Annotated in this window: 21 protein-coding genes and 2 rRNA genes; 17 read left to right on the top strand and 6 right to left on the bottom strand. The window is 66.2% G+C overall.

From position 1 onward, the window contains the following. Positions 1 to 105, top strand: a 5S ribosomal RNA gene (rrf, locus tag K4043_RS15130); the annotation flags it as partial. Between the two features lie 132 nt (positions 106 to 237). Continuing rightward, positions 238 to 352 (top strand): 5S ribosomal RNA (gene rrf / locus K4043_RS15125). A gap of 410 nt (positions 353 to 762) precedes the next feature. Here rrf (K4043_RS15125) and K4043_RS15120 read toward each other — a convergent pair. Continuing rightward, positions 763 to 2,493: a M28 family metallopeptidase gene (locus K4043_RS15120; protein WP_265309801.1), complete on the bottom strand. Its 1,731-nt coding sequence runs from the start codon at positions 2,491 to 2,493 to the stop codon at positions 763 to 765. Between the two features lie 54 nt (positions 2,494 to 2,547). Continuing rightward, positions 2,548 to 3,210, bottom strand: a complete 663-nt coding sequence (locus tag K4043_RS15115; RefSeq protein ID WP_265309800.1) for a hypothetical protein — start codon at positions 3,208 to 3,210, stop codon at positions 2,548 to 2,550. Between K4043_RS15115 and K4043_RS15110 the strand changes: the two genes are divergently transcribed. Together K4043_RS15110 and K4043_RS15105 are read left to right on the top strand one after the other, a co-directional pair. After that, positions 3,209 to 4,633, top strand: a complete 1,425-nt coding sequence (locus tag K4043_RS15110; RefSeq protein WP_265309799.1) for a peptidoglycan DD-metalloendopeptidase family protein — start codon at positions 3,209 to 3,211, stop codon at positions 4,631 to 4,633. The two genes, K4043_RS15115 and K4043_RS15110, sit on opposite strands and share 2 nt — an antisense overlap. Before the next feature lie 126 nt (positions 4,634 to 4,759). After that, positions 4,760 to 6,241 (top strand): S41 family peptidase, encoded by a 1,482-nt coding sequence (locus K4043_RS15105; RefSeq protein WP_265309798.1) that lies wholly within the window; start codon positions 4,760 to 4,762, stop codon positions 6,239 to 6,241. Positions 6,242 to 6,335: 94 nt separating this feature from the next. Here K4043_RS15105 and K4043_RS15100 read toward each other — a convergent pair whose 3' ends face one another. Beyond that, complete coding sequence (locus K4043_RS15100) at positions 6,336 to 7,028, bottom strand: rhomboid family intramembrane serine protease (protein ID WP_019186003.1); 693 nt, start codon at positions 7,026 to 7,028, stop codon at positions 6,336 to 6,338. Positions 7,029 to 7,253: 225 nt separating this feature from the next. Here K4043_RS15100 and K4043_RS15095 point away from each other — a divergent pair, with 225 nt between their 5' ends. Next, positions 7,254 to 8,597, top strand: coding sequence for an outer membrane protein transport protein (locus K4043_RS15095; protein ID WP_123731381.1), 1,344 nt, complete (start codon positions 7,254 to 7,256; stop codon positions 8,595 to 8,597). A gap of 97 nt (positions 8,598 to 8,694) precedes the next feature. Here K4043_RS15095 and K4043_RS15090 read toward each other — a convergent pair whose 3' ends face one another. Next, positions 8,695 to 9,654, bottom strand: a complete 960-nt coding sequence (locus K4043_RS15090; RefSeq protein WP_265309797.1) for a helix-turn-helix domain-containing protein — start codon at positions 9,652 to 9,654, stop codon at positions 8,695 to 8,697. A 95-nt stretch (positions 9,655 to 9,749) separates the two neighbouring features. Between K4043_RS15090 and K4043_RS15085 the strand changes: the two genes are divergently transcribed. From K4043_RS15085 to K4043_RS15075, 3 genes are all read left to right on the top strand, one after another. Beyond that, positions 9,750 to 10,208 carry a hypothetical protein gene (locus K4043_RS15085; protein ID WP_265309796.1) on the top strand — a complete coding sequence of 153 codons (459 nt, stop codon included), beginning with the start codon at positions 9,750 to 9,752 and terminating at the stop codon, positions 10,206 to 10,208. A gap of 130 nt (positions 10,209 to 10,338) precedes the next feature. Further along, positions 10,339 to 10,863, top strand: a complete 525-nt coding sequence (locus K4043_RS15080; RefSeq protein ID WP_123731378.1) for a Rossmann fold nucleotide-binding protein — start codon at positions 10,339 to 10,341, stop codon at positions 10,861 to 10,863. 88 nt (positions 10,864 to 10,951) lie between these two features. Further along, positions 10,952 to 11,584 (top strand): hypothetical protein, encoded by a 633-nt coding sequence (locus K4043_RS15075; RefSeq protein ID WP_265309795.1) that lies wholly within the window; start codon positions 10,952 to 10,954, stop codon positions 11,582 to 11,584. Between the two features lie 94 nt (positions 11,585 to 11,678). Here K4043_RS15075 and putA read toward each other — a convergent pair whose 3' ends face one another. Next, a complete protein-coding gene (gene putA, locus K4043_RS15070) occupies positions 11,679 to 14,903 on the bottom strand; it encodes a bifunctional proline dehydrogenase/L-glutamate gamma-semialdehyde dehydrogenase PutA (protein WP_265309794.1) in 3,225 nt (1,074 codons plus the stop codon). A 276-nt stretch (positions 14,904 to 15,179) separates the two neighbouring features. Here putA and K4043_RS15065 point away from each other — a divergent pair, with 276 nt between their 5' ends. From K4043_RS15065 to K4043_RS15040, 6 genes are all read left to right on the top strand, one after another. Beyond that, positions 15,180 to 15,656 carry a DUF2244 domain-containing protein gene (locus tag K4043_RS15065; RefSeq protein WP_121042248.1) on the top strand — a complete coding sequence of 159 codons (477 nt, stop codon included), beginning with the start codon at positions 15,180 to 15,182 and terminating at the stop codon, positions 15,654 to 15,656. A gap of 11 nt (positions 15,657 to 15,667) precedes the next feature. After that, positions 15,668 to 16,621 carry a cytochrome c oxidase subunit II gene (gene coxB, locus K4043_RS15060; RefSeq protein WP_265309793.1) on the top strand — a complete coding sequence of 318 codons (954 nt, stop codon included), beginning with the start codon at positions 15,668 to 15,670 and terminating at the stop codon, positions 16,619 to 16,621. Positions 16,622 to 16,685: 64 nt separating this feature from the next. After that, a complete protein-coding gene (gene ctaD / locus K4043_RS15055; RefSeq protein WP_265309792.1) occupies positions 16,686 to 18,296 on the top strand; it encodes a cytochrome c oxidase subunit I in 1,611 nt (536 codons plus the stop codon). A gap of 8 nt (positions 18,297 to 18,304) precedes the next feature. Then, positions 18,305 to 18,439 carry a hypothetical protein gene (locus K4043_RS15050; RefSeq protein WP_265309791.1) on the top strand — a complete coding sequence of 45 codons (135 nt, stop codon included), beginning with the start codon at positions 18,305 to 18,307 and terminating at the stop codon, positions 18,437 to 18,439. Continuing rightward, the gene (locus K4043_RS15045; RefSeq protein ID WP_121042251.1) at positions 18,436 to 19,023 is read left to right on the top strand and encodes a cytochrome c oxidase assembly protein; all 588 of its coding nucleotides are present in this window, start codon (positions 18,436 to 18,438) and stop codon (positions 19,021 to 19,023) included. Before K4043_RS15050 ends, K4043_RS15045 begins: the two co-directional genes overlap by 4 nt. Positions 19,024 to 19,043: 20 nt before the next feature. Beyond that, entirely contained in the window at positions 19,044 to 19,919 is an 876-nt protein-coding gene (locus K4043_RS15040; RefSeq protein WP_123731374.1) for a cytochrome c oxidase subunit 3, read from the top strand. A 67-nt stretch (positions 19,920 to 19,986) separates the two neighbouring features. On the opposite strand, the gene K4043_RS15035 is transcribed toward K4043_RS15040, so the two are convergent. Beyond that, positions 19,987 to 20,205, bottom strand: a complete 219-nt coding sequence (locus K4043_RS15035) for a twin transmembrane helix small protein (RefSeq protein ID WP_019185993.1) — start codon at positions 20,203 to 20,205, stop codon at positions 19,987 to 19,989. 57 nt (positions 20,206 to 20,262) lie between these two features. On the opposite strand from K4043_RS15035, the gene K4043_RS15030 reads away from it, so the two are divergent. Genes K4043_RS15030 through K4043_RS15020 form a run of 3 tightly spaced genes read left to right on the top strand, consistent with a single transcriptional unit; the run spans position 20,263 to position 22,823 of the window. Further along, the gene (locus K4043_RS15030; RefSeq protein WP_265309790.1) at positions 20,263 to 20,997 is read left to right on the top strand and encodes an SURF1 family protein; all 735 of its coding nucleotides are present in this window, start codon (positions 20,263 to 20,265) and stop codon (positions 20,995 to 20,997) included. A gap of 27 nt (positions 20,998 to 21,024) precedes the next feature. Further along, positions 21,025 to 21,600 (top strand): hypothetical protein, encoded by a 576-nt coding sequence (locus tag K4043_RS15025; protein ID WP_102788907.1) that lies wholly within the window; start codon positions 21,025 to 21,027, stop codon positions 21,598 to 21,600. Positions 21,601 to 21,611: 11 nt separating this feature from the next. Further along, complete coding sequence (locus K4043_RS15020) at positions 21,612 to 22,823, top strand: COX15/CtaA family protein (protein WP_265309789.1); 1,212 nt, start codon at positions 21,612 to 21,614, stop codon at positions 22,821 to 22,823.

Genomic DNA, 22,823 nt, shown 5'->3' with positions numbered 1-22,823 from the left:
TTAGCGCTGTGGAACCACCCGATCCCATCCCGAACTCGGAAGTGAAACGCAGCTGCGCCGATGGTAGTGTGGCCTAAGCCATGCGAGAGTAGGTCATCGCCAGGGTTTTTAACCCGAAAACCCCGCTGCTTACGCAGCGGGGTTTTCCTTTTTTTGCAGGCACCTGGTTTTTACAGGTATCTGTTTCTCGGAAGAGACCTCTGCTGAGCTGGCGCAACGCGCTGCTCCAACCGTCTCCCTGGTGAAATTAGCGCTGTGGCACCACCCGATCCCATCCCGAACTCGGAAGTGAAACGCAGCTGCGCCGATGGTAGTGTGGCCTAAGCCATGCGAGAGTAGGTCATCGCCAGGGTTTACACCCAAAACCCCGCTGCTCACGCAGCGGGGTTTTTTTTTCTTCTCTCAACGGATGGCGAGCCTCTCATTTCGAGTCCCTCAGCAGACGCGTACGGTCGTGCGCATGCGGCCAGCCTCCTTGATTTTGCCCAGGAGCCTACCGACTGCTACGACGCTCGGATGCGGTACGCGCACTGCTAACCGGACCTTGCTTTGAGGCGCCAGTGGTCTCCACACGTGGGGCGCGATGCCCTTGTGGGCGAAATCAAGGAGGAGGGCGTCGCCGCAAGGCGGCGGCCGGGGGCGTCACCGGCAAGGGTATCGCGGCCCAACGCCCGACCAAGCCAGCCGCGGCCGCAAAAAAAAACGGCGCCCCGAAAGGCGCCGTTTTCATGAAACAAAAATCACATCAGGACGAACAACCGCTCAGCGCGCAGACTCCGCGGTCGGCGTCTCAGGGCCCTTGCCCTTCATCATCGCATCGCGTGCCGCCTTGAACGGATTGCCTTCGTACCAGTTCGGCCACCGGTCGCCGCCGGCCAGTTCCTTGCCCACCCCGTACAGCAGCTGCAGGTCCTCAACCGTGCCATCCAGCTTCCAGGTCGCCGGATCGAACTCGTCCTTCGGGCCGTGGTAGCGGTTGCTGCCATAGTCCTCGGCCGCCTTGCGGCCAGCCTCGATACCGCCGTCGCGCAGATCCTCACCCCCGTCGGCATAGAGCGCCGGCACACCCGCCTTGGCGAAGTTGAAGTGATCCGACCGGAAGTAGAAGCCGCTCTGCACCGCCGTTTCGCCGTGCAGGGTACGCCCCTGATTGGCCGCCAGCGGCTTGAGGATGTCTTCCAGCTCGGAGCTGCCGAAGCCGGTCACGGTCATGTCCTTGGCACGGCCAGCCACCGACATCGCATCGATGTTGATCACACCGGCGATCTTGTCCAGCGGGAAGGTCGGGTGGCTGACGTAGTACTTCGAGCCCAGCAGGCCGGACTCTTCCAGCGTCACCGCCAGGAACACCACCGAACGCTCCGGCGCTGGCTGCTGGTGCACCATCGCATCGGCGACTTCCAGGATGCCGGCCACGCCGGTCGCGTTGTCGACGGCACCGTTGTAGATGTTGTCGCCCTGCTCACCTTCATGCTTGCCCAGGTGATCCCAGTGCGCCATGTAGAGCACGGCTTCATCGGCCCGCTTGCTGCCCGGCAGGACGCCGACCACGTTGCGCGACTTCTTCTCGGCGATGGTGCTCTTCAGATCGAACGATACCTTGGCCTTCAGCGGGACCGGCTTGAAGCCGCGCTTGCTGGCGTCCTTGTAGGCCTTGTCCAGATCCAGGCCGGCCTCGGCGAACAACTGGCGTGCTGCTTCGGCGCTCAGCCAGCCCTGTGCGGGCAGACGCGCTTCCGGGTCATCCTTGCCCGGCAGGTCGTACTGTGGGCCGGCCCACGAGTTCTTGACCACGTCCCAACCGTAGGAGGCACCGGCGGTGTCATGCACGATCAGCGCGGCAGCGGCGCCCTTGCGTGCGGCCTCTTCGAATTTGTATGTCCAGCGCCCGTAATAGGTCATGCGCTTGCCGTCGAACAGCTTCTCATCGTTGACGTGGAAGCCGGGATCGTTGACGAACATCACGACCGTCTTGCCCTTCCAGTCCTGGCCGGCATAGTCGTTCCACTTCTGCTCCGGCGCATCCACGCCGTAGCCGACGAAGACCAGGTCGCTGGCCTCGACCTTCACGTCCGGCTGGCCGCTGCGGGTACCGATCACCATGTCGGTGCCGAACTTCAGCTCGCGGGTCTTGCCGGCCTGGTCCAGCGTCAACACGGTCGACTCATCGGCCGTGGTCTCGGTCATCGCCACGTCCTGGAACCAGCTGTCGCCGTTGCCCGGCTGCAGGCCGATGCGCTGCATCTGGTCGCGGATGTAATTGACGGTCAGCTCTTCGCCCTTGCTGCCCGGCGAACGACCTTCGAACTCATCGGAGGCCAGGGTCTTGACCAGCTCGGCGAAGTCGCCGGCGTTGATCTCGGGCGAGAAGGCATGGCCCGGCGTGGTCGGTGCCGCGTCAGTGGCGGGTGCCGCGGTGGGCGCGGTGGATTCGCCCTTGCACGCGGTCAACGCAGCGGCAGCGGCAAGGCACAACAGAAGTTTGCGGGGCATCATCGGTTCCTGGAACGGGAAAGGCGGGTGCGCAGCGCACCAGTGACCACCATATCAATCCTGTGGTGCGGTGTCGGTATCGAAGGGCACGGCCACGGCCCCGCTTACCGGCCCGACGCGGGCAGTGCGGTGCACATAGAGGGTGACCTCGCGCTCGAACTGCAGGGATCCATTGACCGACGCGTTCGGTCCGATGATCACCCGCGGCTTGCGGCCGGGCGTCAGCGACAGGTTGAAGTTCGGCTTCTTCACCTCGATCCCGCCCTCGACCTGCGAGCCCACGCCAACGGTGATGTCGCCATTGACCGTCTCGATGCCGCGTGCCACGCGCGTTTCGACCAGGCCGATGCTGCCATTGACGGTTTCCAGGCTGCCGTCGACCTGCGTGCCGCGATCGAGGAAGATGCCGCCATTGACGGTGTCCACCCCGCCGCTGGCAATCACCTCGCGCCCGACCCGCACACTGCCGTTGACGGTGGAGATGCCGCCGGTGCGTGCGCGATCGGCGACGCGGATGCCACCGTTGACCGTTTCAATGCGGCCGGTGACGACGCCTTCGGCGACCTTGATGCCGCCATTGACGGTCTCCAAGTTCCCGTAGGTCTGGCCGGCCTCGGCGGAGATGCTGCCGTTGACCTTGCTGATGTTGTCGCTTGCGATGGCCGGCGCACAGGGCAGCGTCAGGGCCAGCAACAGCGGAAGCAGGGAGCGTTTCATGAGGACCTCGATGGTGGAGCGCGGCTGGCAGGCCGCCTGCAGGAATGTCACCATGCATCGTTGCAATCCGCATCTGCCTGAAGTCACTGGAAAGCCCTTGCGCCACAACGCTTTTTCCTCACGCCGGGATAACAATCCGACCGATGGACGCGGTCGCCCGCAATGGCTGACCCCGGCGTTGCGTGCACTGCTGCTGGCGGTGGCCGTTCTGGGGGCCAGCCCGCTGGCCGCGCAGTCCTCCAAGGAGGCCGAGCGCAAGCTGCAGAAACTGCGCAGCGAGCTCAAGGGCGTGGCGCAGGAACGGCGGAATCTGGAAGGGCAGCGGGGACAGGCCTCGCGCCAGCTGCGCGAAGCCGACGAAAAAGTGGCCCGCACCGGGCGCGTCCTGGCCCAGACCGAAACCGCGCTGCAGCGCGAGACCCGCGCGATGAACGAACTGCAGTCAAAGCGCGATGCCCTGCAGGCGGGGCTGGAGCAGCAGCGGACCGAGCTGGCCTCGCTGCTGCGCGCCGCCTACCGCATCGGCAACAACGCACCGCTGAAGCTGCTGCTGTCGCAGGACCGCGTCGCCGATGCGAACCGCAGCCTGGCCTATCACCGCTACCTGCAGCGTGAGCGCGCGCAGCGGATCCAGTCGCTGACGGCCGACCTCACCGAACTGCAACGCGTGGAGACGGAGATCGTCGAGCGCCGCAAGGCACTGGAAGGCACGCGGCAGCAACAGAAACAGCAGGTCGCCACGCTGGCCGATGACCGCCGCGAGCGTGCGGAAACCGTGGCCACCCTGGACGAACGCTACAAGGACCGCAGCGAGCGTGAGAAGGCGCTGGGCCAGGATGCCAAGGCATTGGAAACCCTGCTCGCGAACCTGCGTGCGGCCGCCGCCCGTGCTGAAGCCGAGCGTCGTGCTGCCGCGCGACGTGCCGCTGCGGAGAAAGCGGCGGCCGATAAGGCTGATCGCGCCGCTGCTGCGAGCGGCACGCGCCCGCCGCCGCGAGCGACCAAGACGCCCCCTCCCGTTGCCTCCGCGCCTGCCCCCAAGGTGGGTGGTCTGGGCTGGCCGTTGTCGGGCAATCTGCTCGCCCGCTACGGTGGCAAGCTGCCCGATGGACGCACCAGCAGTGGTGTGCTGATCGGTGCACCCGCTGGCAGCACCATCACGGCCGTGGCGGATGGCACGGTGGTGTTCTCCGACTGGATGACCGGCTACGGCATGATCCTGATCGTGGATCACGGCAACGGCTACATGAGCCTCTATGCGCACAACGACACGCTGCTGCGCGATGCCGGCGCCACGGTGAAGAAGGGTGAGGCGGTGGCCAAGGTCGGCAATTCCGGTGGTCAGGGCGTGACCGCTCTCTACTTCGAACTGCGCCGCAATGGACAGCCGGTGGACCCGGGCAGCTGGCTGCAGCGGCGATAAACCGCGCCCAACACGGGCGCGCCGCCAGGCACGGGGTTCAACGGGAATTTATCGTCGCTTCGCGCATAATCGGGCGACGCACCCCCGTGCGTGGTCAACCGTCCCCCGCTCATCCTGGAGTGCTTCATGCGCGTAGCCCGTTCCGCCACCTTGCTGCTGGCCCTGTTGCCTGCGGTGTCCTGGGCGCAGCAGACCGCCGAAGCGCCGGCACGCGGGGCCGATGCGGCCACCACGGAAGAAGCGGTGACCTCACGGGTTCCGTTGGAAGAGATCCGCCGCTACGTCGCCGTCTACAACGCGGTGCGCGCCGCCTATGTGGATCCGGTCGACGACAAGAAGCTGATGCAGTCCGCCATCCGTGGCCTGCTGCTGGACCTGGATCCGCACAGCACCTATTTCGACAAGGAAGACGCCGAAGCCTTCGATGAGCAGGCCAACGGCGCCTACGACGGCATCGGCGTGGAGCTGCAGCAGCAGCCCGACAACAGCAGCCTGAAAGTGATTTCGCCGATCGACGAGACCCCGGCCGCACGCGCGGGCATTCTCGCCGGCGATCTGATCATCGCCATCGACGGCAAGCCGATCAGCGCGATCGAAGCCACCGAACCGCTGCGCGGCGTGGCCGGCACCAAGGTGGTGCTGACCCTGGTGCGCGAAGGCAAGCCCAAGCCGTTCGATGTCACCGTCACCCGCGAGACCATCCGCGTCACCAGCGTGCGCAGCAGGATGCTGGAACCCGGCTATGGCTACATCCGTCTGAGCACGTTCCAGGCCGACACCGGTGCCGATTTCCAGAAGCACGTTGGCCAGCTGCAGCAGCAGGCCGGTGGCAAGCTCAAGGGCCTGGTGCTGGATCTGCGCAGCAACCCGGGTGGCCTGCTCACCGCCGCCGTGCAGGTGGCCGACGATCTGCTCGAGAAGGGCAACATCGTCAGCACCCGCGGCCGCATCTCGATCAGCGATGCCCGTTTCGATGCGACCCCGGGCGATCTGCTCAAGGGCGCGCCGGTCGTGGTGCTGGCCGACGCCGGTTCGGCCAGTGCCTCCGAAGTGCTGGCCGGCGCGCTGCGCGACAACGGCCGCGCCCGCGTGGTCGGCAGCCGCACCTTCGGCAAGGGCTCGGTGCAGACCGTGCTGCCGCTGGACAACGGTGACTCGGTGAAGCTCACCACGGCGCGGTATTTCACCCCGAGCGGCAAGTCGATCCAGGCCACCGGCATCATCCCCGACGTGCTGCTGCAGCCGGAAAAGCGCGCCGGCGATGACGACCTGCCGGCCAGCCTGACCGACTACAGCGAAGCCACGTTGCCCGGCCACCTGCGCGGTGACGAAGAAGGCACCGAAGGCTACAAAGCCGGTGACGTGCTGCCCGGTGATGGCCCGATCAATGACGCCCTGGCCGAGTTGAAGCAGCCGGGTTCGGTGCTGGCCAGGCAGAAGGCGGACGCGGCGAAGAAGCCGGCGGCCAAGCCGGCAGCGGCAGCGGTCAAGCCGGCAGATACGAAGCCGGCAGATACGAAGCCGACCGAAAAGCCTGCGGCGGCACCTGCGACGCCCGCGCAGGCCAAGCCCGAGGCACCGGCCTCGACGGCGCCGATCAAGCCCTGACCGGTAGTGCCGGCCGCTGGCCGGCGCTGCAGTCACCCAACCGTACGTGGAGCCGGCCAACGGCCGGCACTACCCGCAGGCAATGGCTGTTCTTCTAGAACCCATGCCGCTTGCGCAGCCGTCGCGCGATGGCCGCGCGCACATACACGCCGTAGCCCAGGCCGAACACGAAGCCGGCGATATGCGCCCACCAGGCCACCATGCCGAAGGTTGGGCCGATGTAGGCGAACACCACCTGCAGCGCCGCCCAGACCCCGATCAGCAGATAGGCCGGGGCGCGGACGAATTCCAGAAACAGGCCCAGCGGGATCACCACGCCCAGCCGCGCGCCCGGGAACAGCGCCAGGTAGGCGCCGATCAAGGCGGACACCGCGCCGCTGGCACCGATGATGATCTGGTCCGGGCTGCCCATCGTGTAGATGGCGGTCAGATTCGAGATCGCCCCGCCCACCAGGAACAGCAGCATCAGCCGCCACGGCCCCAGCACGCGTTCGGCCGGCAGCCCGAAGATCAGCAGGAACACCAGGTTGCCCAGCAGGTGCGACCAGTCCGCGTGCAGGAACAGCGCGGTGAACAGCCGCAGCACGCTGCCGTCCTGCAGGGTCGCCCACCAGTCCAGCGGGTGGGTCAGGCCGGTCGAGAGGGCGCCCCAGTCCATCCACAGGCTGCGGCGGGCGTCATCGGGCCGCGAAATCGACCACAGGAAGGCCACCCACAGCGCGGCGAACAGCAGGGGAGTGGCCCAGCGGTAAGCGGCTTTCTTGCGGGAGGGGGTGGACACGAACATGCGGCACTAGCCTAGCGCGGAGGCCGACCTGACGGGGATATGTCGCGTTCAGCATGAATAGCCGGAACGGGGAACCGCGTTATTGTTTCATTAACCGCTCTCGGTATACTCGCATACGGCGTCGTATGTCGGGAGGGGAATCCGGCGCGTTGCCCTGACCTGAAAAGGGAGGGGAAACGCAGGCGCGCGTTGCCAAACATGATCGCTATCCGGAGAGAACCAACAATGCATACCGCTTCCACGCTTGCCCGCGTCACCGCCCTGGCTGTCGGCATTGCCGGCGTCCTGGCCGTCGGCCACGTCCACGCTGCCGCCTTCCAGCTGAAGGAAAACAGCGCCAAGGGCCTCGGTCGCGCCTTCGCCGGTTCCGGCAGCGCCGCCGGCGATGCCTCCATCATGGCCGTCAACCCGGCTGGCATGCGCCAGCTTGAGGGCATGCAGGTCCAGGGTGACCTGAGCGCCATCAGCTTCTCGGCCAAGTTCAACGGTACCGGCCGCAAGCCGACCGGCCAGCCGCAGACCGGCGGTGACGGCGGCGACGCCGGCATGATCGCTCCGGTTCCGGCCGCGTACTTCCACATGCCGATCGGTGAGAAGGCCCATTTCGGCGTCTCGCTGACCGCGCCGTTCGGTTTCAAGACCGATTACGACAATGGCTGGGTCGGCCGCTACAGCGGCATGAAGACCGACATGAAGGCCATCGACCTGGGCTTCGCCGCGTCCTATGACGTCAACCCGTACGTGTCCTTCGGTGCGTCCGTGTTCGTCGAGCACCTGACCATCGAGCTGAGCAACAACATCGACTTCGGCACCGCACTGGCGCAGTCGCGCGTGCCGGGCTTCGCCCCGGGCAGCGCCGATGGCAAGCTGACCGTCGAAGGCGACAACAATGCGGTGGGCTGGACCGTCGGCGGCTTGTTCAGCCCCGATGAGAACACCCACATCGGCATCAGCTACCGCTCCAAGGTCGAGCACAAGATCACCGGCGGCGATGCCACCTTCGATGTCCCGACCAACGCTGCTGCCGTGCTGGCTGTCGCTCAGCCGGGCCGCTTCACCAGCACCTCGGGCAAGGCGACGCTGACCCTGCCGGCCTCGGCCACGCTGAGCGTCACCCACAACGTCAACGACCGCTGGACCGTGATGGGTGACGTCACCCGTACCGCCTGGTCGACCGCGTTTGACCAGGTCACCATCGATTACGCCTCCAACCAGCCCGATTCGGTGCTGGAGTTCGGCTACCGCGATACGACCTTCGTCTCGCTGGGTACCGACTTCAAGCTGAGCGACACCGTGACCCTGCGTGGCGGTATCGCGCTGGATCAGACCCCGACCACCAACGCACACCGCGACGTGCGCGTGCCGGACACCAGCCGCAAGTGGCTGTCCGTGGGCCTGGGTTGGACCCCGTCGGCGAACACCGAGTACAACTTCGGTTATACCCACCTGTTCACCAAGGATCCGGACGTGAACATCGCCGGTACCACCAACAACCAGGGCAACTCGCTCAACGGCAAGTACAAGGTCCGTGGCGACGTGCTGGCCGCTTCGTTCAACTACAAGTTCTGATCAACGCAGCACTGATCGGTTGAATGCAGCAGCAGAAAACCCCGCGAAAGCGGGGTTTTTTGTTGGGCGCAACCTTCTCACCTTGTTCCGCTGCACATCAGCGCAACTGCCGTGGCGTCGCGTTGAGGCGCTTGCGCATCAGCCGGCGCAGGGCGGTGGGATCGCGGTAGCCCACGCGCTCGGCAACGGTCTCCACCGAGTAGCGGCTGTTCTCCAGCAGGGTGCGCGCCTGGTTCAACTGCACGCTGCGGATCAGGTGCAGCGGCCCCTGTCCGGTCGCCTTGCCCACCTGCCGCGACAGTGTGCGCGTGGACATGCCGACATGCGCCGCCAGCGCACCGACACTCACCGTGGCCGGCAGCGTGGCTTCGATGTGGGCGGTGAGCGAGGCGATCAGTGCATTGCCCTGCGCCATCATCGCCGGGACCATGAACGGCGATTGCAGCTGCCGGCGATCCAGCAGCAGGGCCCTCGCCACCGCATCGGGAAGCGCCGGGCCAAAGCGCTGCCGGAGCAGGTACAGCATCAGGTCGGTGTGCCCGAGCGCAGCACCGGCCGTGATCAGCGGCGCGTCGTCGATCACCATCCGGTCCGGATCGACCCGGCACTCCGGGGCTTGCCGCTGCAGCGCGCCGGCCAGCCACCAGGTGGTGGTCACGCTGCGCCCGGTGAGCAGCCCGGCGGCCTGCAACAGGAACACCGATGCGCAGGAGGCCGCGACATGCCCACCGGCCGCCACATGCGCGCGCAGGGCCCGCACCACCCCCGGGATGTCGGGCTCGCCCAGCCGCTGTGCGATGGTGTCGGGATCCTCCACGCCCAGCCCTGGCACGATCCAGCACGCCTGCGCATCGGCCACGCGTGGCATCGGCGCGGCACGCAACTGCAGGTGCGTGCCCAGGCGGACAGCGCCGCGTGCCGGGCTGCAGACCTGCCAGCGCGGCACCGGCAGACCCAGGCGCGGGGCGAGGGTGGCGGCCGTGGTGAGGATGTCCAAGGTGAGCGCGACGCTGGAGGCGAACGCACCCGGCAGGACGATGACAGTGAAATCGTGCATTGGCTGATTGTGCACGAAAGATGTCAGATCGGCCGATGTTGCCCGGTGCGGCGTTCGGCTCCAATGGAGTCCCTTTACGCAACCGGTCGATCCGCATGCCCGACATCACCCTCACCCTTCCCGCCAACGCGTTCGACGCCGCTACCCGGCAACGCCTGCTACAGGCGGTGCATGACGCCGCCGTCCGCGCCAGCGGCTTGGGTGCCGAGCCAGCTCAGCAGCGCCTGTGCTGGGTGATGCTGCAGGAAATCGCGGCCGGCCACTGGGTGTGTGGCGGCCAGGATATCGGCGCACGCGGCATTCCCTGCCAGGTCGAGGTGCGGATTCCGCAGGGCGTGCTGGATGCGCAGCAACGCGCCGACTACGCGCTGCACCTGCACGACGCCATCGCCGGTTGCGTGGCACCGGGCGATCCACGCGTGCTGCTGAGTTCCATCGTGATGACCGATATCGCCGATGGCCATTGGGCCGCCAACGGCCGACTGTGGCACTTGAACGACTTCGTGCAGGCGGCCGGTTACGGGCATCTGCAATCGCAGTCGGCGACCGCCTGATCCAGACGCAGGTCACTGCATCTGGCGAGTGAACGTGAATCGATTCGGAGGTGCACGCCGAATGCGTGACGCGATAGCATTCACAGCCGCGCCGATCGCTACACCGGCACGATCATTTAAAAGGATATGAATGAACGCTCCGTATCGACGACCGCAGGTCTGCATTCTGGGCAGCGCCGAACCGGGTTCCGCCGCGTACGAATTGGCTGGAGACGCTGGCGCGTTGATGGCCAGACTCGGCATCACTGTCGTCAGCGGCTGTGGAAGTCCTGCCACCCGTGTGGCCGCCGAGCGCGCGATAGCCGCAGGCGGCCTGGTGGTCAGCATCATTCCCCCTGATGTGATGCCGGCGGCTGACTGGCCGGCAACCGTCGTGTTGCCGTGTGGCATGGGCGATGCCCGCAACCTGATGATGGCCTTGGCCGGCGATGCCTGCATCGTCATTGGCGGTCGCGCGGGCACCATCTCCGAAGTCTGCCTGGCGTGGCTGCACAAGCGGCCGTTGTTGCCGCTGGAAGGATGCGGTGGCTGGTCCGATACGTTGCGGACGCATCCGCCGGATGAGCGTCAGAATTCGCCCATTCTGCCCTGGACCAGCCTGCAAACCCTGGAAGCGCAGCTGCGCCATCTCGATCTGGCGTCACTCCTGGCCTAGGCAGCACCACCGAATCAACCTCCCGCTGGAGACGCAGGTCGCCAGCGCAATGTCGTTTTGCCTCCACTCTCCTCCCACGGATTCTCCCATGACGTCTGCTCTATTTCGCTCCACCCTTGCCATGGCACTCGCCGCCGTCTCGCTGCCCGCAGCGGCCGCGCCGGAGTTCGCTGCCTGTTTCACCTTGACCCCGGGTCTGTCCTGGTCGAATGCCGATGAAACGCTGACCATCGAAAAAGTGACCTTCGCTGGCCAGAACGCCATCAAGATGCACAGTGCCGGTGGTGGCATCGGGATGGCCACGTTCCATGACATCAGCGGCCGCCAGCTGCTGGGCCAGGAGCGTTACAGCATGTCCAGCGACGGCCCCACGCGGACCGATACCTTCAAGCCGGCGCCGACGTTCCCGCAGAGCGCCAAGCCGGGCGATCGTTTCGAGGTCACCGGCGCTGGCGAGCGCACGAACCATGTCGACGAAACCGTTGAACCGATCGACTACGACGGCTTCTCCGACTACACCTTCGTCGGTTTCGAAGACATTGAAGCGGACGTCGACAACCAGCCGCGCACGTTCAAGGACACCTGCCACGTCACCGCGACCTTCGAAGACAACCGCATCGAGGCGTGGTACGCCGCCGGCTTCGGGCGCATCAAGTTCGAGCGTTACATGGGTAACGAGCTGCTGATGCAGGACCAGATCGAGTCCATCGAAACGCCGTGATCCCGGCTGATGGCCGGCAACGTCTGGCGCCGGCCGAAGCCCACAAAAAACCCCGCTTTCGCGGGGTTTTTTGTTTACCGCAGGACGCCGGAGATCAGTCGCCCAGGGTCAGCAGCGAGGCATTGCCGCCGGCTGCTGTGGTGTTCACGGTGACGGTCTTCTCGGTGGCAAAGCGCAGCAGGTAGTGCGGGCCGCCGGCCTTGGGGCCGGTACCGGACAGGCCCTGGCCGCCGAACGGCTGCACGCCGACCACCGCACCGATCTGGTTGCGGTTGACGTACACGTTGCCGACGTTGATGCGCGATGAAATGCGGTCCACGGTTTCATCGATGCGCGAATGCACGCCCAGGGTCAGGCCGTAGCCGGTCGCGTTGATCTGGTCGATCACCGCATCGAGCTGGTCGCCCTTCCAGCGGATCACGTGCAGCACCGGCCCGAAGATCTCCTTGTGCAGCTGGTCCAGGTTCTTCAGCTCGTACGCACGCGGGGCGAAGAAGGTGCCGTGCGCGGCGTCGTCGCTGAGCGTGGCAGCGGCGATCAGGCGCGCGTCCTTCTCCATGCGCACCGCGTGATCCTTGAGAATCTGCAGTGCATCGGCGTCGATCACCGGGCCGACATCGGTCGACAGCAGGCCCGGGTCACCGACCTTCAGTTCAGCCATCGCGCCGGACAACATGGTCATTACCTTGTCGGCGATGTCGTCCTGCACGAACAGCACGCGTGCGGCCGAGCAGCGCTGGCCAGCGGAGGTGAAGGCCGACCCGATCGCATCCTTGACCAGCTGCTCCGGCAGCGCCGAGGAGTCGGCGATGAAGGCATTCTGGCCGCCGGTTTCGGCGATCAGCACACCGATCGCAGCGTCGCGTGCGGCCATCGCGCGGTTGATCGCACGGGCGGTGTCGGTCGAGCCGGTGAAGGCCACGCCGGCCACGCGCGGGTCGGCGGTCAGTGCGGCACCGACGGTCGCGCCGTCGCCCGGCAGGAACTGCAGCACGCCTTCGGGCACGCCGGCGTCGAGCAGCAGCTTCACCGCGTAATAGCCGATCAGGTTGGTCTGCTCGGCCGGCTTGGCGATCACGCTGTTGCCGGCGGCGAGCGCGGCGCTGACCTGGCCCAGGAAAATCGCCAGCGGGAAGTTCCACGGGCTGATGCAGACGAACACACCGCGGCCATGCAGCTGCAGTTCGTTGGATTCACCGGTCGGGCTCGGCAGCTTTTCGGCGTGGCCGAACTGCTCGCGCGCCTGCTTGGCGTAGTAGCGCAGGAAGTCGACCGCTTCGCGTACTTCGGCGATGCCGTCGGGCAGGCTCTTGCCGGCTTCCTTGACGCACAGCGCCATGAACTCGGGCATGCGCGCTTCCAGCTGGTCGGCGGCGTGTTCCAGGATCGCCGCGCGGCTGGCGGCGGGGGTGCGGTTCCAGGCCGGCTGCGCGGCCACGGCATTGGCCAGTGCCTTCTCGACGGTGGCGCTGTCGGCCGGCTGCCACTGGCCCACCACCTGGCGCGTGTCGGCCGGGTTGGTCACGTTCAACAGTGCGCCGGTCGGGTTGGCACCCGGCACCAGCGGCGCGGCGTGCCACGGCTTCACGGCCGCGTTGAGCTGCTCGGCCAGGGCGCGCAGATCGTTGTCGTTGGCGAGATTGACGCCCATGGAGTTCTTCCTGTCATGGTTCTGGCTGCGCAGCAGATCGACCGGCAGCGGGATTTTCGGATGCGGGATGGACGCGAACGAGGAGACCACTTCCACCGGATCGCGGATCAGGTCGTCGATGGCCACGTTCTCGTCAGTGATGCGGTTGACGAAGCTGGAATTGGCGCCGTTTTCAAGCAGGCGACGCACCAGGTACGGCAGCAGGTCTTCATGCGAACCGACCGGCGCATACACGCGGCACGGCACGTTCAGACGGTCGGCCGGCACCACTTCGGCATACAGGTCATCGCCCATGCCGTGCAGCTTCTGGTGCTCGTACTGGCCGCCCTTGGCGATCGCCTGCACGGCCGCGATGGTGTGCGCGTTGTGCGTGGCGAACATCGGGTAGATCGCATCGCTGTGCGTGAACAGACGCTTGGCGCAGGCCAGGTAGGAGACGTCGGTGTTCTGCTTGCGGGTAAACACCGGGTAGGCCGGCAGGCCGTCGATCTGCGCGCGCTTGATCTCCGCATCCCAATACGCGCCCTTGACCAGGCGCACCTGCAGGCGGCGACCGATGCGACGGGCCAGGTCGGCCAGGTAGTCGATCGTGTACGGGGTGCGCTTCTGGTAGGACTGCACGACCACACCGAAGCCTTCCCAGCCGGCCAGCGAGGCATCGCTGACCACGGTCTCGATGATGTCCAGCGACAGTTCCAGGCGGTCGGTTTCTTCGGCGTCGACGGTGCAGCCGATGCCGTACGACTTGGCCAGCTGCGCCAGTTCCAGCACGCCCGGCACCAGGTCGGCCATGACGCGTGCGCGCTTGGCGTGCTCGTAGCGCGGGTACAGCGCGGAGAGCTTGATCGAGATGCCCGGTGCCGAATTGACGTCGCCATCGGGACGGCCGCCGCGGGCCTTGTGGTCACCACCGATCGAGTGGATCGCGCGACGGTAGTCTTCCAGGTAACGCTTGGCGTCCTTCATGGTCAGCGCGCCTTCGCCGAGCATGTCGAACGAATAGCGGTAGCTGGCGTTGTCGCCCTTGTGCGAGCGCGACAGCGCTTCGTCAATGGTGCGGCCCATGACGAACTGGTGGCCCATGATCTTCATCGCCTGGCGCACGGCCAGGCGGATCACCGGCTCACCCACGCGGCCGATCAGGCGCTTGAACGCGCCCGGCACATCGGCGCGGGTGGCATCGTTGATCTGGACCAGGCGGCCGGTCAGCATCAGGCCCCAGGTGGAGGCGTTGACCAGCACCGAGTCGCTGCCGCCCATGTGCTTCTTCCAGTCAGCATCGCCGAGCTTGTCGCGGATCAGCTTGTCAGCGGTCTCCTGGTCCGGAATGCGCAGCAGCGCTTCGGCCACGCACATCAGCAGCACGCCTTCTTCGCTGCCCAGATCGTACTGGCGCATGAAGGCTTCGATCGCGCCCTGGTCCTGGGCACGCACGCGCACGCGCTTGACCAGGTCGGCAGCGGTGGCCTGCACCTTGGCCTGCTCGGCAGCGGGCAGGCGGGCCTGCTCGAGCAGCTCGCGCACATGGCTGGCCTCGTCCTTCAACCAGGCATCGGTGATCGCCTGGCGGAACGCGTTGGGAACGGCCGGCAGCTCGGGGGACAGCAGCGGCGGGCGGGCGGCGCCGGACGATGCCGGGGCAGGGGGAAGGACAGAGGATGCAGTCATGCCGGTCGGCTCGTGGAGAACTTGACCATTTTAATCGTTTTTTTGGCGAGTCAAGCGGTTTTCGTGCCCACGCCCATGCGGCGTATAGCCTTTCATACAGGGGGATTCGGCGGATTCGACCCGCCCGCTACTTATTGTGCTGTTTTCGTCAAAACCGCCGCCGCAGGCAATGCTGTATTGCAACATTCCTGAAACTGTGAATGGACCCTTGCTACTCGCTGGAGAGCGGGGCTACCATCGAGACGTTTCCCGCGGCAGGAAAAACGCGGTTGCGACATGATCGAGGTGCTCATCGCTCCGGACGGATCAGGGACGCAACTGCGGCTGCGCCCCCCACGGGCGCTCGATGCCCGGCAGTTCGTCCTGTTGTTTGTGGTGTTGGCGGGGGTGATGTGGCTGGCGGCCGGCCTGGGCTGGTTCACCGGCAACGTATTCGCCCCCGTGTTTGCTCTGCTGTACAGCGTTTTGCTGGCAGTGGCGCTGCGCACGGTGTGGCGCAGTGGAGAACGGCAGGAAGAGATCCGGGTAGTGCCGGCGTGTGTGGAAGTGATTCCCGCACCCGGGCATTCGCCGGTGTTCAGCGCCCACCCGCACTGGGTGAGGCTGATCGCCGACGAGCGCAGAGTCCGGCTGGCATCCAGCGGTCGGCAGGTGGACGTGGGGAGTTTCCTCGCACCGGCCGAACGCCAGGTACTGGCTCAGAAACTAGAAGGCTTGCTCGCGGCCAATGACGGCCGCAACCGACGACGCTAAGGGTCTAGGCAATGAAGCAATGCAGAAAGTGGGGCAGGACGTTCGGGAAGTCAGTGTTGGGCGGGGCTGCGCTGCTGGCGCCGGCCATGGCGTGGGCCCAGGCGGCCGACCCCAAACCGTGGCAATTGAACATGGGCAAGGGGGTGACCCAGAGCTCGCGGTTGGCGTGGGAGTCCAACCTGTTCTCGCTGTGGGTGTGTACCGTGATCGGCGTGCTGGTGTTCGGCGCGCTGTTCTACGCGATCTTCAAATTCCGCAAATCCAAGGGCGCGGTCGCCGCCACCTTCAGCCACAACACCAAGGCAGAGGTGATCTGGACGGTGATTCCGGTGATCATCCTGGTGGTGATGGCCTGGCCGGCCACGGCCAATCTGATCAAGTTCTACGACACCCGCGATTCGGAAATGACCGTCAAGGTCACCGGGTATCAGTGGATGTGGAAGTACGAATACCTCGGCGAGAACGTCAGCTTCACCAGCCGCCTGGACCGTGAGTCCGACCGTGTCCGCCAGAGTGGCGTGGTGCCGACCCGCGACAGCCATCCGCATTATCTGCTGGATGTCGACAACCGCCTGGTGCTGCCGGTCGATACCAAGGTGCGCTTCGTGATCACCTCCGACGACGTCATCCACGCATGGTGGGTGCCGGCGCTGGGCTGGAAGCAGGATGCGATTCCCGGCTTCATCAACGAGGCCTGGACCAACATCGAACAGGTCGGCGTGTACCGCGGCCAGTGCGCCGAGCTGTGTGGCAAGGATCATGGCTTCATGCCGATCGTGGTCGAGGCGGTCTCCAAGGAGGATTACCAGAAATGGCTGGCCTCCAGAAAGCCTGCGCCGGCCCCTGCACCGCAGGCCGCTCCGGCGCCCGCGCCGGCTGCCCCGGCCGAGGCCACCCCGGCACCGGCACCGGCACCGGCACCGGCCAGCGAGCCTGCCGTGGCAGCAACAGACAGCAACGCCTGAAATCGAGCCGCGTCCGCCAGCCGGCGGATGCGGGTACCACCGGATACAGTGAGGTGTAGTTGCGATGGCGCATTCCGCAGTTGACCACGACGGGCATCACGGGCATCAGCAGGGGTTCTTCGAGCGTTGGTTCTTCTCGACCAACCACAAGGACATCGGCACGCTCTACCTGCTCTTCAGCTTCATCATGTTCATCATCGGTGCGGCGATGAGCGTGATCATCCGCGCTGAGCTGGCGCAACCGGGCCTGCAGTTCGTCAAGCCCGAGTTCTTCAACCAGATGACCACCGTGCATGCGCTGGTGATGATCTTCGGTGGCGTGATGCCGGCCTTCGTCGGCCTGGCGAACTGGATGATCCCGCTGCAGATCGGTGCGCCGGACATGGCGCTGCCGCGCATGAACAACTGGTCGTTCTGGCTGCTGCCGGTGGCCTTCAGCCTGCTGCTGCTGACCCTGTTCCTGCCCGGCGGCGCACCGGCCGGTGGCTGGACGCTGTACCCGCCGCTGTCGCTGCAGGGTGGCTACAACGTGGCCTTCAGCGTGTTCGCCATCCACGTGGCCGGCATCAGCTCGATCATGGGCGCGATCAACATCATCGCCACCGTTCTCAACATGCGGGCGCCCGGCATCGATCTGCTGAAGATGCCGATCTTCTGCTGGGCCTGGCTGATCACCGCCTTCCTGCTGATCGCGGTGATGCCGGTGCTGGCCGGTGCGGTGACGATGCTGCTCACCGACAAGTTCTTCGGCACCAGCTTCTTCAACGCCGCCGGTGGCGGTGACCCGGTGATGTACCAGCACATCTTCTGGTTCTTCGGGCACCCGGAGGTCTACATCATGATCCTGCCGGCGTTCGGCGTGGTCAGCGAGATCATCCCCACGTTCAGCCGCAAGCCGCTGTTCGGCTACCAGGCCATGGTCTACGCGATCGCCGCGATCGCGTTCCTGTCCTTCATCGTCTGGGCCCACCACATGTTCACCGTGGGCATGCCGCTGGGCGGCGAGATCTACTTCATGTTCGCCACGATGCTCATCTCCATCCCGACCGGGGTGAAGGTGTTCAACTGGGTCAGCACCATGTGGCGCGGCTCGCTCACCTTCGAAGCGCCGATGCTGTGGGCGGTGGCCTTCGTGATCCTGTTCACCATCGGCGGCTTCTCCGGCCTGATGCTGGCGATCGTGGTGGCCGATTTCCAATACCACGACACTTACTTCGTGGTCGCGCATTTCCACTACGTACTGGTCACCGGTGCCGTGTTCGGGTTGATCGCCGCGGTGTATTACTGGTGGCCGAAATGGACCGGGCGCATGTACAGCGAAACCTGGGCCAAGGTGCATTTCTGGTGGTCGATCGTGTTCGTGAACCTGCTGTTCTTCCCGCAGCACTTCCTCGGCCTGGCCGGCATGCCGCGGCGTATTCCCGATTACAGCGTGGCCTTCGCCGACTGGAACCTGATCAGCTCGATCGGCGCGTTCGGCATGTTCGTCACGCCCTTCATGATGGCCGCGATCCTGTGGCACTCGCTGCGTCACGGCGAGAAGGCCGCCGACCGCTGCTGGGAAGGCGCACGTGGCCTGGAGTGGACGATTCCCTCGCCCGCACCGGCGCATACCTTCACCACGCCGCCGACCATCCGTCCGGGTGATCTGGCCCATGACGACATCACCCATTGAGGCCGCTCATGACCAGTACCACCCGCACGCCGGATGAGCAGGCCCTGCAACGTCGCCGCGCGCATCGCACCGCCTGGGTGGTCGGGATCGTCGCGCTGATGGTCTATGGCGGCTTCATCCTCAGCGGGGTGATCGGGCGATGAGCGATCCGCGCCCGGCACCCGCGCGTCATGCGGGCCTGCCCCGCCTGATCGGGGTGGCGCTGGCGGTGTTCGTGCTGACCTTCTCGCTGGTACCGCTGTACCGCATCGCCTGCGAGAAGGTGTTCGGCGTGCGCCTGGAGCGTGGCCCCGGCGCGGCGGCAGGCACTGCAGCCGCCACCGGCAAGCGCACGGTGCGGGTGGAGTTCGATGGTGGAGTGAATTCCAAGTTGCCCTGGGCGTTCCATCCCGAACAGCTGACGATGGACGTGGTGCCCGGCGAGCTCAACGAGGCGCTGTATTACGCACGTAACGACAGCGATCGCGCGCTGGTCGGCAGTGCCGTGCCGTCGGTGGCACCGGCCAAGGCATCGGGCTACTTCAGCAAGACCGAGTGCTTCTGCTTCACCGCGCAGACCCTGCAGGCCGGCGAGAAACGCGACATGCCGGTGCGCTTCATCGTCGATCCCGACCTGCCGGCCAACATCACCACGATCACCCTGTCCTACACCTTCTACAAGAACGACGCCTTGTCCGCGCAGCTGGCTCCGGCCAGCCTGCCGACCGGCGCGCGTGCAGCTCCCTGATCCGGACCGGACCCAAGACCATGGCCCAGCAAAGCCCCGATGCGAACGTGTACTTCGTGCCCACGCACAGCAAATGGCCGTTCATCGGTTCCATTGCGATGATGGTGACCATGGTCGGCGTGGCCAGCTGGCTCAATGATTCCAGCTGGGGCAAGTGGACCTTCTACACCGGCATCGCAATGCTGGTGCTGACCCTGTTCTGGTGGTTCAGCGACGTGGTGCGCGAATCGCAGGCCGGCAGCTACAACCGCCAGGTGGATGGCTCGTTCCGGATGGGGATGGTGTGGTTCATCTTCTCCGAAGTGATGTTCTTCGGCGCGTTCTTCGGCGCGCTGTTCTACACCCGCAACCTGGGCCTGCCGTGGCTGGGCGGCGCGGGCGACGGCGTGATGACCAATGAGCTGCTGTGGGACGGGTATTCGGCGGCGTGGCCGACCAACGGCCCCGGCGCGATCGGTGGGCACTTCCAGACCATTCCGGCCTGGGGCCTGCCGCTGATCAATACGCTGATCCTGCTCACCTCCGGCGTCACCCTGACCATCGCGCATCACGCGCTCAAGGCCGGTCACCGCCGCCAGCTGCTGGTCTGGCTGGGCATCACCGTGCTGCTCGGCGTGGGCTTCCTGACCCTGCAGGTGGAGGAGTACATCCACGCCTACAAGGAACTCAACCTCACCCTGGGTTCGGGCATCTACGGCTCCACCTTCTTCATGCTCACCGGCTTCCACGGTGCGCACGTGCTGCTGGGCACGATCATGCTGGCGGTGATGTGGCTGCGCTCGTCGAAGGGGCATTTCACCCGCGACAACCACTTCGGCTTCGAAGCCGCCGCGTGGTACTGGCACTTCGTCGACGTGGTGTGGCTGATGCTGTTCCTGTTCGTCTACGTGCTGTAGCGTCGGTGCGACGTCCTGCCGCATCGACGCCGGTGCGACGTCCTGCCGCATCGACGCCGGTGCGGCCTCAGCCGCCGATGCCGTGGGGCTTGATCCAACCGCTGTAGATGCCGATGACCACCAGCACGATCAGCGCCACCGATACCGCGATGCGGCGGGTGAGGGCATTGACGGTGCGCTTGGTCTGGCCGCGATCGACCAGCAGGTAATACAGCCCGGCGCCCAGATTCCAGACGATGACGATCAGAAACGCGATTACCAGCAGGGTCTTCAACGAATCATTCATGCGCGGCTCGATGGCGTGGCGGGTGCGCCTATATCACCGCGTTTTGCCGGCGTTGTCATGATGCGCAAGCACACACGCCTGATCGGCTGGATCGCCGCGGTGCTGGTCATCCTCGCGTTCTGCCAGCTGGGCCGCTGGCAACTGCAGCGCATGCACGCCAAAGAGGCGTTGCTGGCCCAGCAGGTGCCAGCCCGCGCGCAGTCGCTCACGCTGCACCAGGCCCAGGCCGCCCCGCCGTTGCTGCGCTGGGTGCAGGATCACGGTCGCTTCCTGCCCGGCACGATCCTGCTCGACAACCAGACCCGCGAAGGCCGCGCCGGTCTCAAGGTGTATCAGCCGTTCCAGAGCGATGACGGCGCACGCGTGCTGGTCGATCTGGGCTGGCTGCCGATGCCGCCGGATCGTGTCATCCCACCGATCACGCCGCTTGCCGGCCATACGGCCATCAGCGGCCTGCTGGCGCCGTCACCGGCCACCGGGCTGGCCCTGGGGCCGGCGCTGTCGCCCGCGCCCCAGCCGGGCGTGTGGCTGGCCAGCCGGATGCCACCCGACGACATGGCGCGCGCGCTGTCGCTGCCGCCGGGCGGCCTTGGCCAGAGCGTGCTGCGGTTGGATCCGGCGCTGCCAGGTGGCTACGCGCGCGATCTGGAGCTGCTGCCCAATACCCTGCCGCCCAGTCGCCATCTGGGCTACGCCGTGCAATGGTTCGGACTGGCGTTGACCGTGCTGGTGGTCGCGCTGGTCCTGGAATTCCGTCGCCATCGCCGCCGGCGTGGCACTCCCCGGCGCTGACCGGCTCAACATGAGAAAATGCCGCCCATGAATGCCACTTCCCCGGCCCGGCTGCCGTCCCGTTCACGCGGCCGCTGGACACTGATCGCGTTGTTCGGCGTGTTCTTCGGCGCCATGGCGCTGGCGGGCGTGCTGCGCTTCTCCGGCTGGCAGCCGACCTCGCACCGCAATACCGGGCAGCTGCTGCAGCCGCCGGCCGATCTGCGCGCACTGCCGCCCACCCTGGCCGATGGTCAGCCGTACCCGTGGAACCCCAACGATCGCACCTGGCGGATCCTGGTGGCCCCGTCTGCCAGCTGTACCAGCGAGTGCGTCACTTTGTCGCAGGGATTGGGCAAGGTGTGGCAGCTGTTCGGCCATAACGCCGATAATGTCGAGATCCTGTGGCTGGGCACGCCGCCGGCCGAGGTCCAGGGCATGCCCGCACTGCGCGCGCTGCGCGCCCAACCGGACCTGCGTGCCGCTTTGCCCGCCGTGGATGACGCCGCCGGCACGCCTGTGTATGTGATCGATCCCAATGGATTCGTGATCATGCGGTACGCGCCGGGATTCGATATGGCCGGTCTGCGCAAAGACCTGGCCACGCTGCTGAAACTGAAGTGAGTTCCGTTTAGATGAGCCTCTCCGCACGCCCGGTGCTGCACCGCAATTTCCACCGTCTGGCGTGGTTTGCGCTGATCATGACCGCCAGCACGATCATGTTCGGTTCGTTCGTGCGTCTGTCCGATGCCGGCCTGAGCTGCCCGGACTGGCCGACCTGCTATGGCCGTGTCACCTGGCCGCAGCACGCCGAGGAAGTGATCGGCCACGAGGCCGCCAAGATCCGCCCGCTGGAAACGCACAAGGCGTGGCGCGAGCAGGTGCACCGTTTCCTGGCCGGTGCACTCGGCATCGAGATCCTCACCCTGGCGCTGCTGGCCACGCGTCGTCGTCGCTGGGGCAGTACGGCGGTGATCACCGCCTGTGTGCTGGTGGCGACGGGCATACCGCTGTACATGATGGGCATGCACGTCCCCGCGAGCATCATCGCCTTGATCGGCGAAGCGATCCTGCTGATCGCCGCGCTGCGCTGGACCAACATCGACCTGGCCCGTGCCGCGTTGCTGACGCTGGCGGTGGTGATCTTCCAGGCGCTGCTCGGCATGTGGACGGTCACCTGGCTGCTCAAGCCGATCGTGGTCATGGGCCATCTGCTTGGCGGCATGCTCATGTTCGGCCTGCTGGTATGGATGGCGTGGCGCGCCACGCATATGCCGATCACCCTGGCCGAAGCGCCCAAGCTGAAGTGGCTGATCCGCGCCGGCGTGGCCGTGCTGGTCGCGCAGATCGCCCTCGGCGGCTGGGTCAGCGCCAACTACGCCGCACTCGCCTGCGGTGGCGGCAGCGCCTCGCTGGACAATTTCCCGCGCTGCGTCAGCCAGTGGTGGCCGCCGCATGATTTCAAGGAAGGCTTCACCCTGTGGCGTGGCATCGGCGTGGATTACGAAGGGGGCGTGCTCGACGGCGCCTCGCGCATCGCGATCCAGATGGCGCACCGCGTGATGGCGATCGTGGTCGCCGTGTACCTGCTGTGGCTGTCGGTGCGCCTGTTCCGCCTGCCGAGCATGCGCGGCTGGGCGAGTGCCCTGGGTCTGCTGGTGGTGTTGCAGATCACCCTGGGCATCCTCAACGTGAAGCTGGCGGTGCCGCTGGAAGTGGCCGTCGCGCACAGCGGGGGCGCCGTGGCCCTGCTGTTCGTGCTGGTGACCTTGCTGGCGCGCCTGCGCGCGCCGGATGCCGAGGGTGGCAAGGCCAGCGCTGCGTCCCCTGCCGTGCAGGCAGGCTGA

This window comes from Stenotrophomonas sp. SRS1, from assembly GCF_026130205.1.
GTDB classification, from domain to species: domain Bacteria; phylum Pseudomonadota; class Gammaproteobacteria; order Xanthomonadales; family Xanthomonadaceae; genus Stenotrophomonas; species Stenotrophomonas rhizophila_B.
The sequence above is the reverse complement of the archived record's forward strand: the minus strand, read 5'-3'. Positions and strand labels throughout refer to the sequence as shown.

Excerpts from the sequence above, each read along its gene's own strand:
- K4043_RS15090 (WP_265309797.1), bottom strand. The coding sequence starts at position 9,654 with ATGCACGATTTCACTGTCATCGTCCTGCCGGGTGCGTTCGCCTCCAGC.
- ctaD (WP_265309792.1), top strand. The coding sequence starts at position 16,686 with ATGGCGCATTCCGCAGTTGACCACGACGGGCATCACGGGCATCAGCAG.
- K4043_RS15050 (WP_265309791.1), top strand. The coding sequence starts at position 18,305 with ATGACCAGTACCACCCGCACGCCGGATGAGCAGGCCCTGCAACGTCGC.
- K4043_RS15120 (WP_265309801.1), bottom strand. The coding sequence starts at position 2,493 with ATGCCCCGCAAACTTCTGTTGTGCCTTGCCGCTGCCGCTGCGTTGACC.
- K4043_RS15075 (WP_265309795.1), top strand. The coding sequence starts at position 10,952 with ATGACGTCTGCTCTATTTCGCTCCACCCTTGCCATGGCACTCGCCGCC.
- K4043_RS15085 (WP_265309796.1), top strand. The coding sequence starts at position 9,750 with ATGCCCGACATCACCCTCACCCTTCCCGCCAACGCGTTCGACGCCGCT.
- K4043_RS15105 (WP_265309798.1), top strand. The coding sequence starts at position 4,760 with ATGCGCGTAGCCCGTTCCGCCACCTTGCTGCTGGCCCTGTTGCCTGCG.
- K4043_RS15095 (WP_123731381.1), top strand. The coding sequence starts at position 7,254 with ATGCATACCGCTTCCACGCTTGCCCGCGTCACCGCCCTGGCTGTCGGC.
- K4043_RS15020 (WP_265309789.1), top strand. The coding sequence starts at position 21,612 with ATGAGCCTCTCCGCACGCCCGGTGCTGCACCGCAATTTCCACCGTCTG.
- coxB (WP_265309793.1), top strand. The coding sequence starts at position 15,668 with ATGAAGCAATGCAGAAAGTGGGGCAGGACGTTCGGGAAGTCAGTGTTG.
- K4043_RS15040 (WP_123731374.1), top strand. The coding sequence starts at position 19,044 with ATGGCCCAGCAAAGCCCCGATGCGAACGTGTACTTCGTGCCCACGCAC.
- putA (WP_265309794.1), bottom strand. The coding sequence starts at position 14,903 with ATGACTGCATCCTCTGTCCTTCCCCCTGCCCCGGCATCGTCCGGCGCC.
- K4043_RS15045 (WP_121042251.1), top strand. The coding sequence starts at position 18,436 with ATGAGCGATCCGCGCCCGGCACCCGCGCGTCATGCGGGCCTGCCCCGC.
- K4043_RS15030 (WP_265309790.1), top strand. The coding sequence starts at position 20,263 with ATGATGCGCAAGCACACACGCCTGATCGGCTGGATCGCCGCGGTGCTG.
- K4043_RS15100 (WP_019186003.1), bottom strand. The coding sequence starts at position 7,028 with ATGTTCGTGTCCACCCCCTCCCGCAAGAAAGCCGCTTACCGCTGGGCC.
- K4043_RS15025 (WP_102788907.1), top strand. The coding sequence starts at position 21,025 with ATGAATGCCACTTCCCCGGCCCGGCTGCCGTCCCGTTCACGCGGCCGC.
- K4043_RS15115 (WP_265309800.1), bottom strand. The coding sequence starts at position 3,210 with ATGAAACGCTCCCTGCTTCCGCTGTTGCTGGCCCTGACGCTGCCCTGT.
- K4043_RS15080 (WP_123731378.1), top strand. The coding sequence starts at position 10,339 with ATGAACGCTCCGTATCGACGACCGCAGGTCTGCATTCTGGGCAGCGCC.
- K4043_RS15035 (WP_019185993.1), bottom strand. The coding sequence starts at position 20,205 with ATGAATGATTCGTTGAAGACCCTGCTGGTAATCGCGTTTCTGATCGTC.
- K4043_RS15065 (WP_121042248.1), top strand. The coding sequence starts at position 15,180 with ATGATCGAGGTGCTCATCGCTCCGGACGGATCAGGGACGCAACTGCGG.
- K4043_RS15110 (WP_265309799.1), top strand. The coding sequence starts at position 3,209 with ATGAGGACCTCGATGGTGGAGCGCGGCTGGCAGGCCGCCTGCAGGAAT.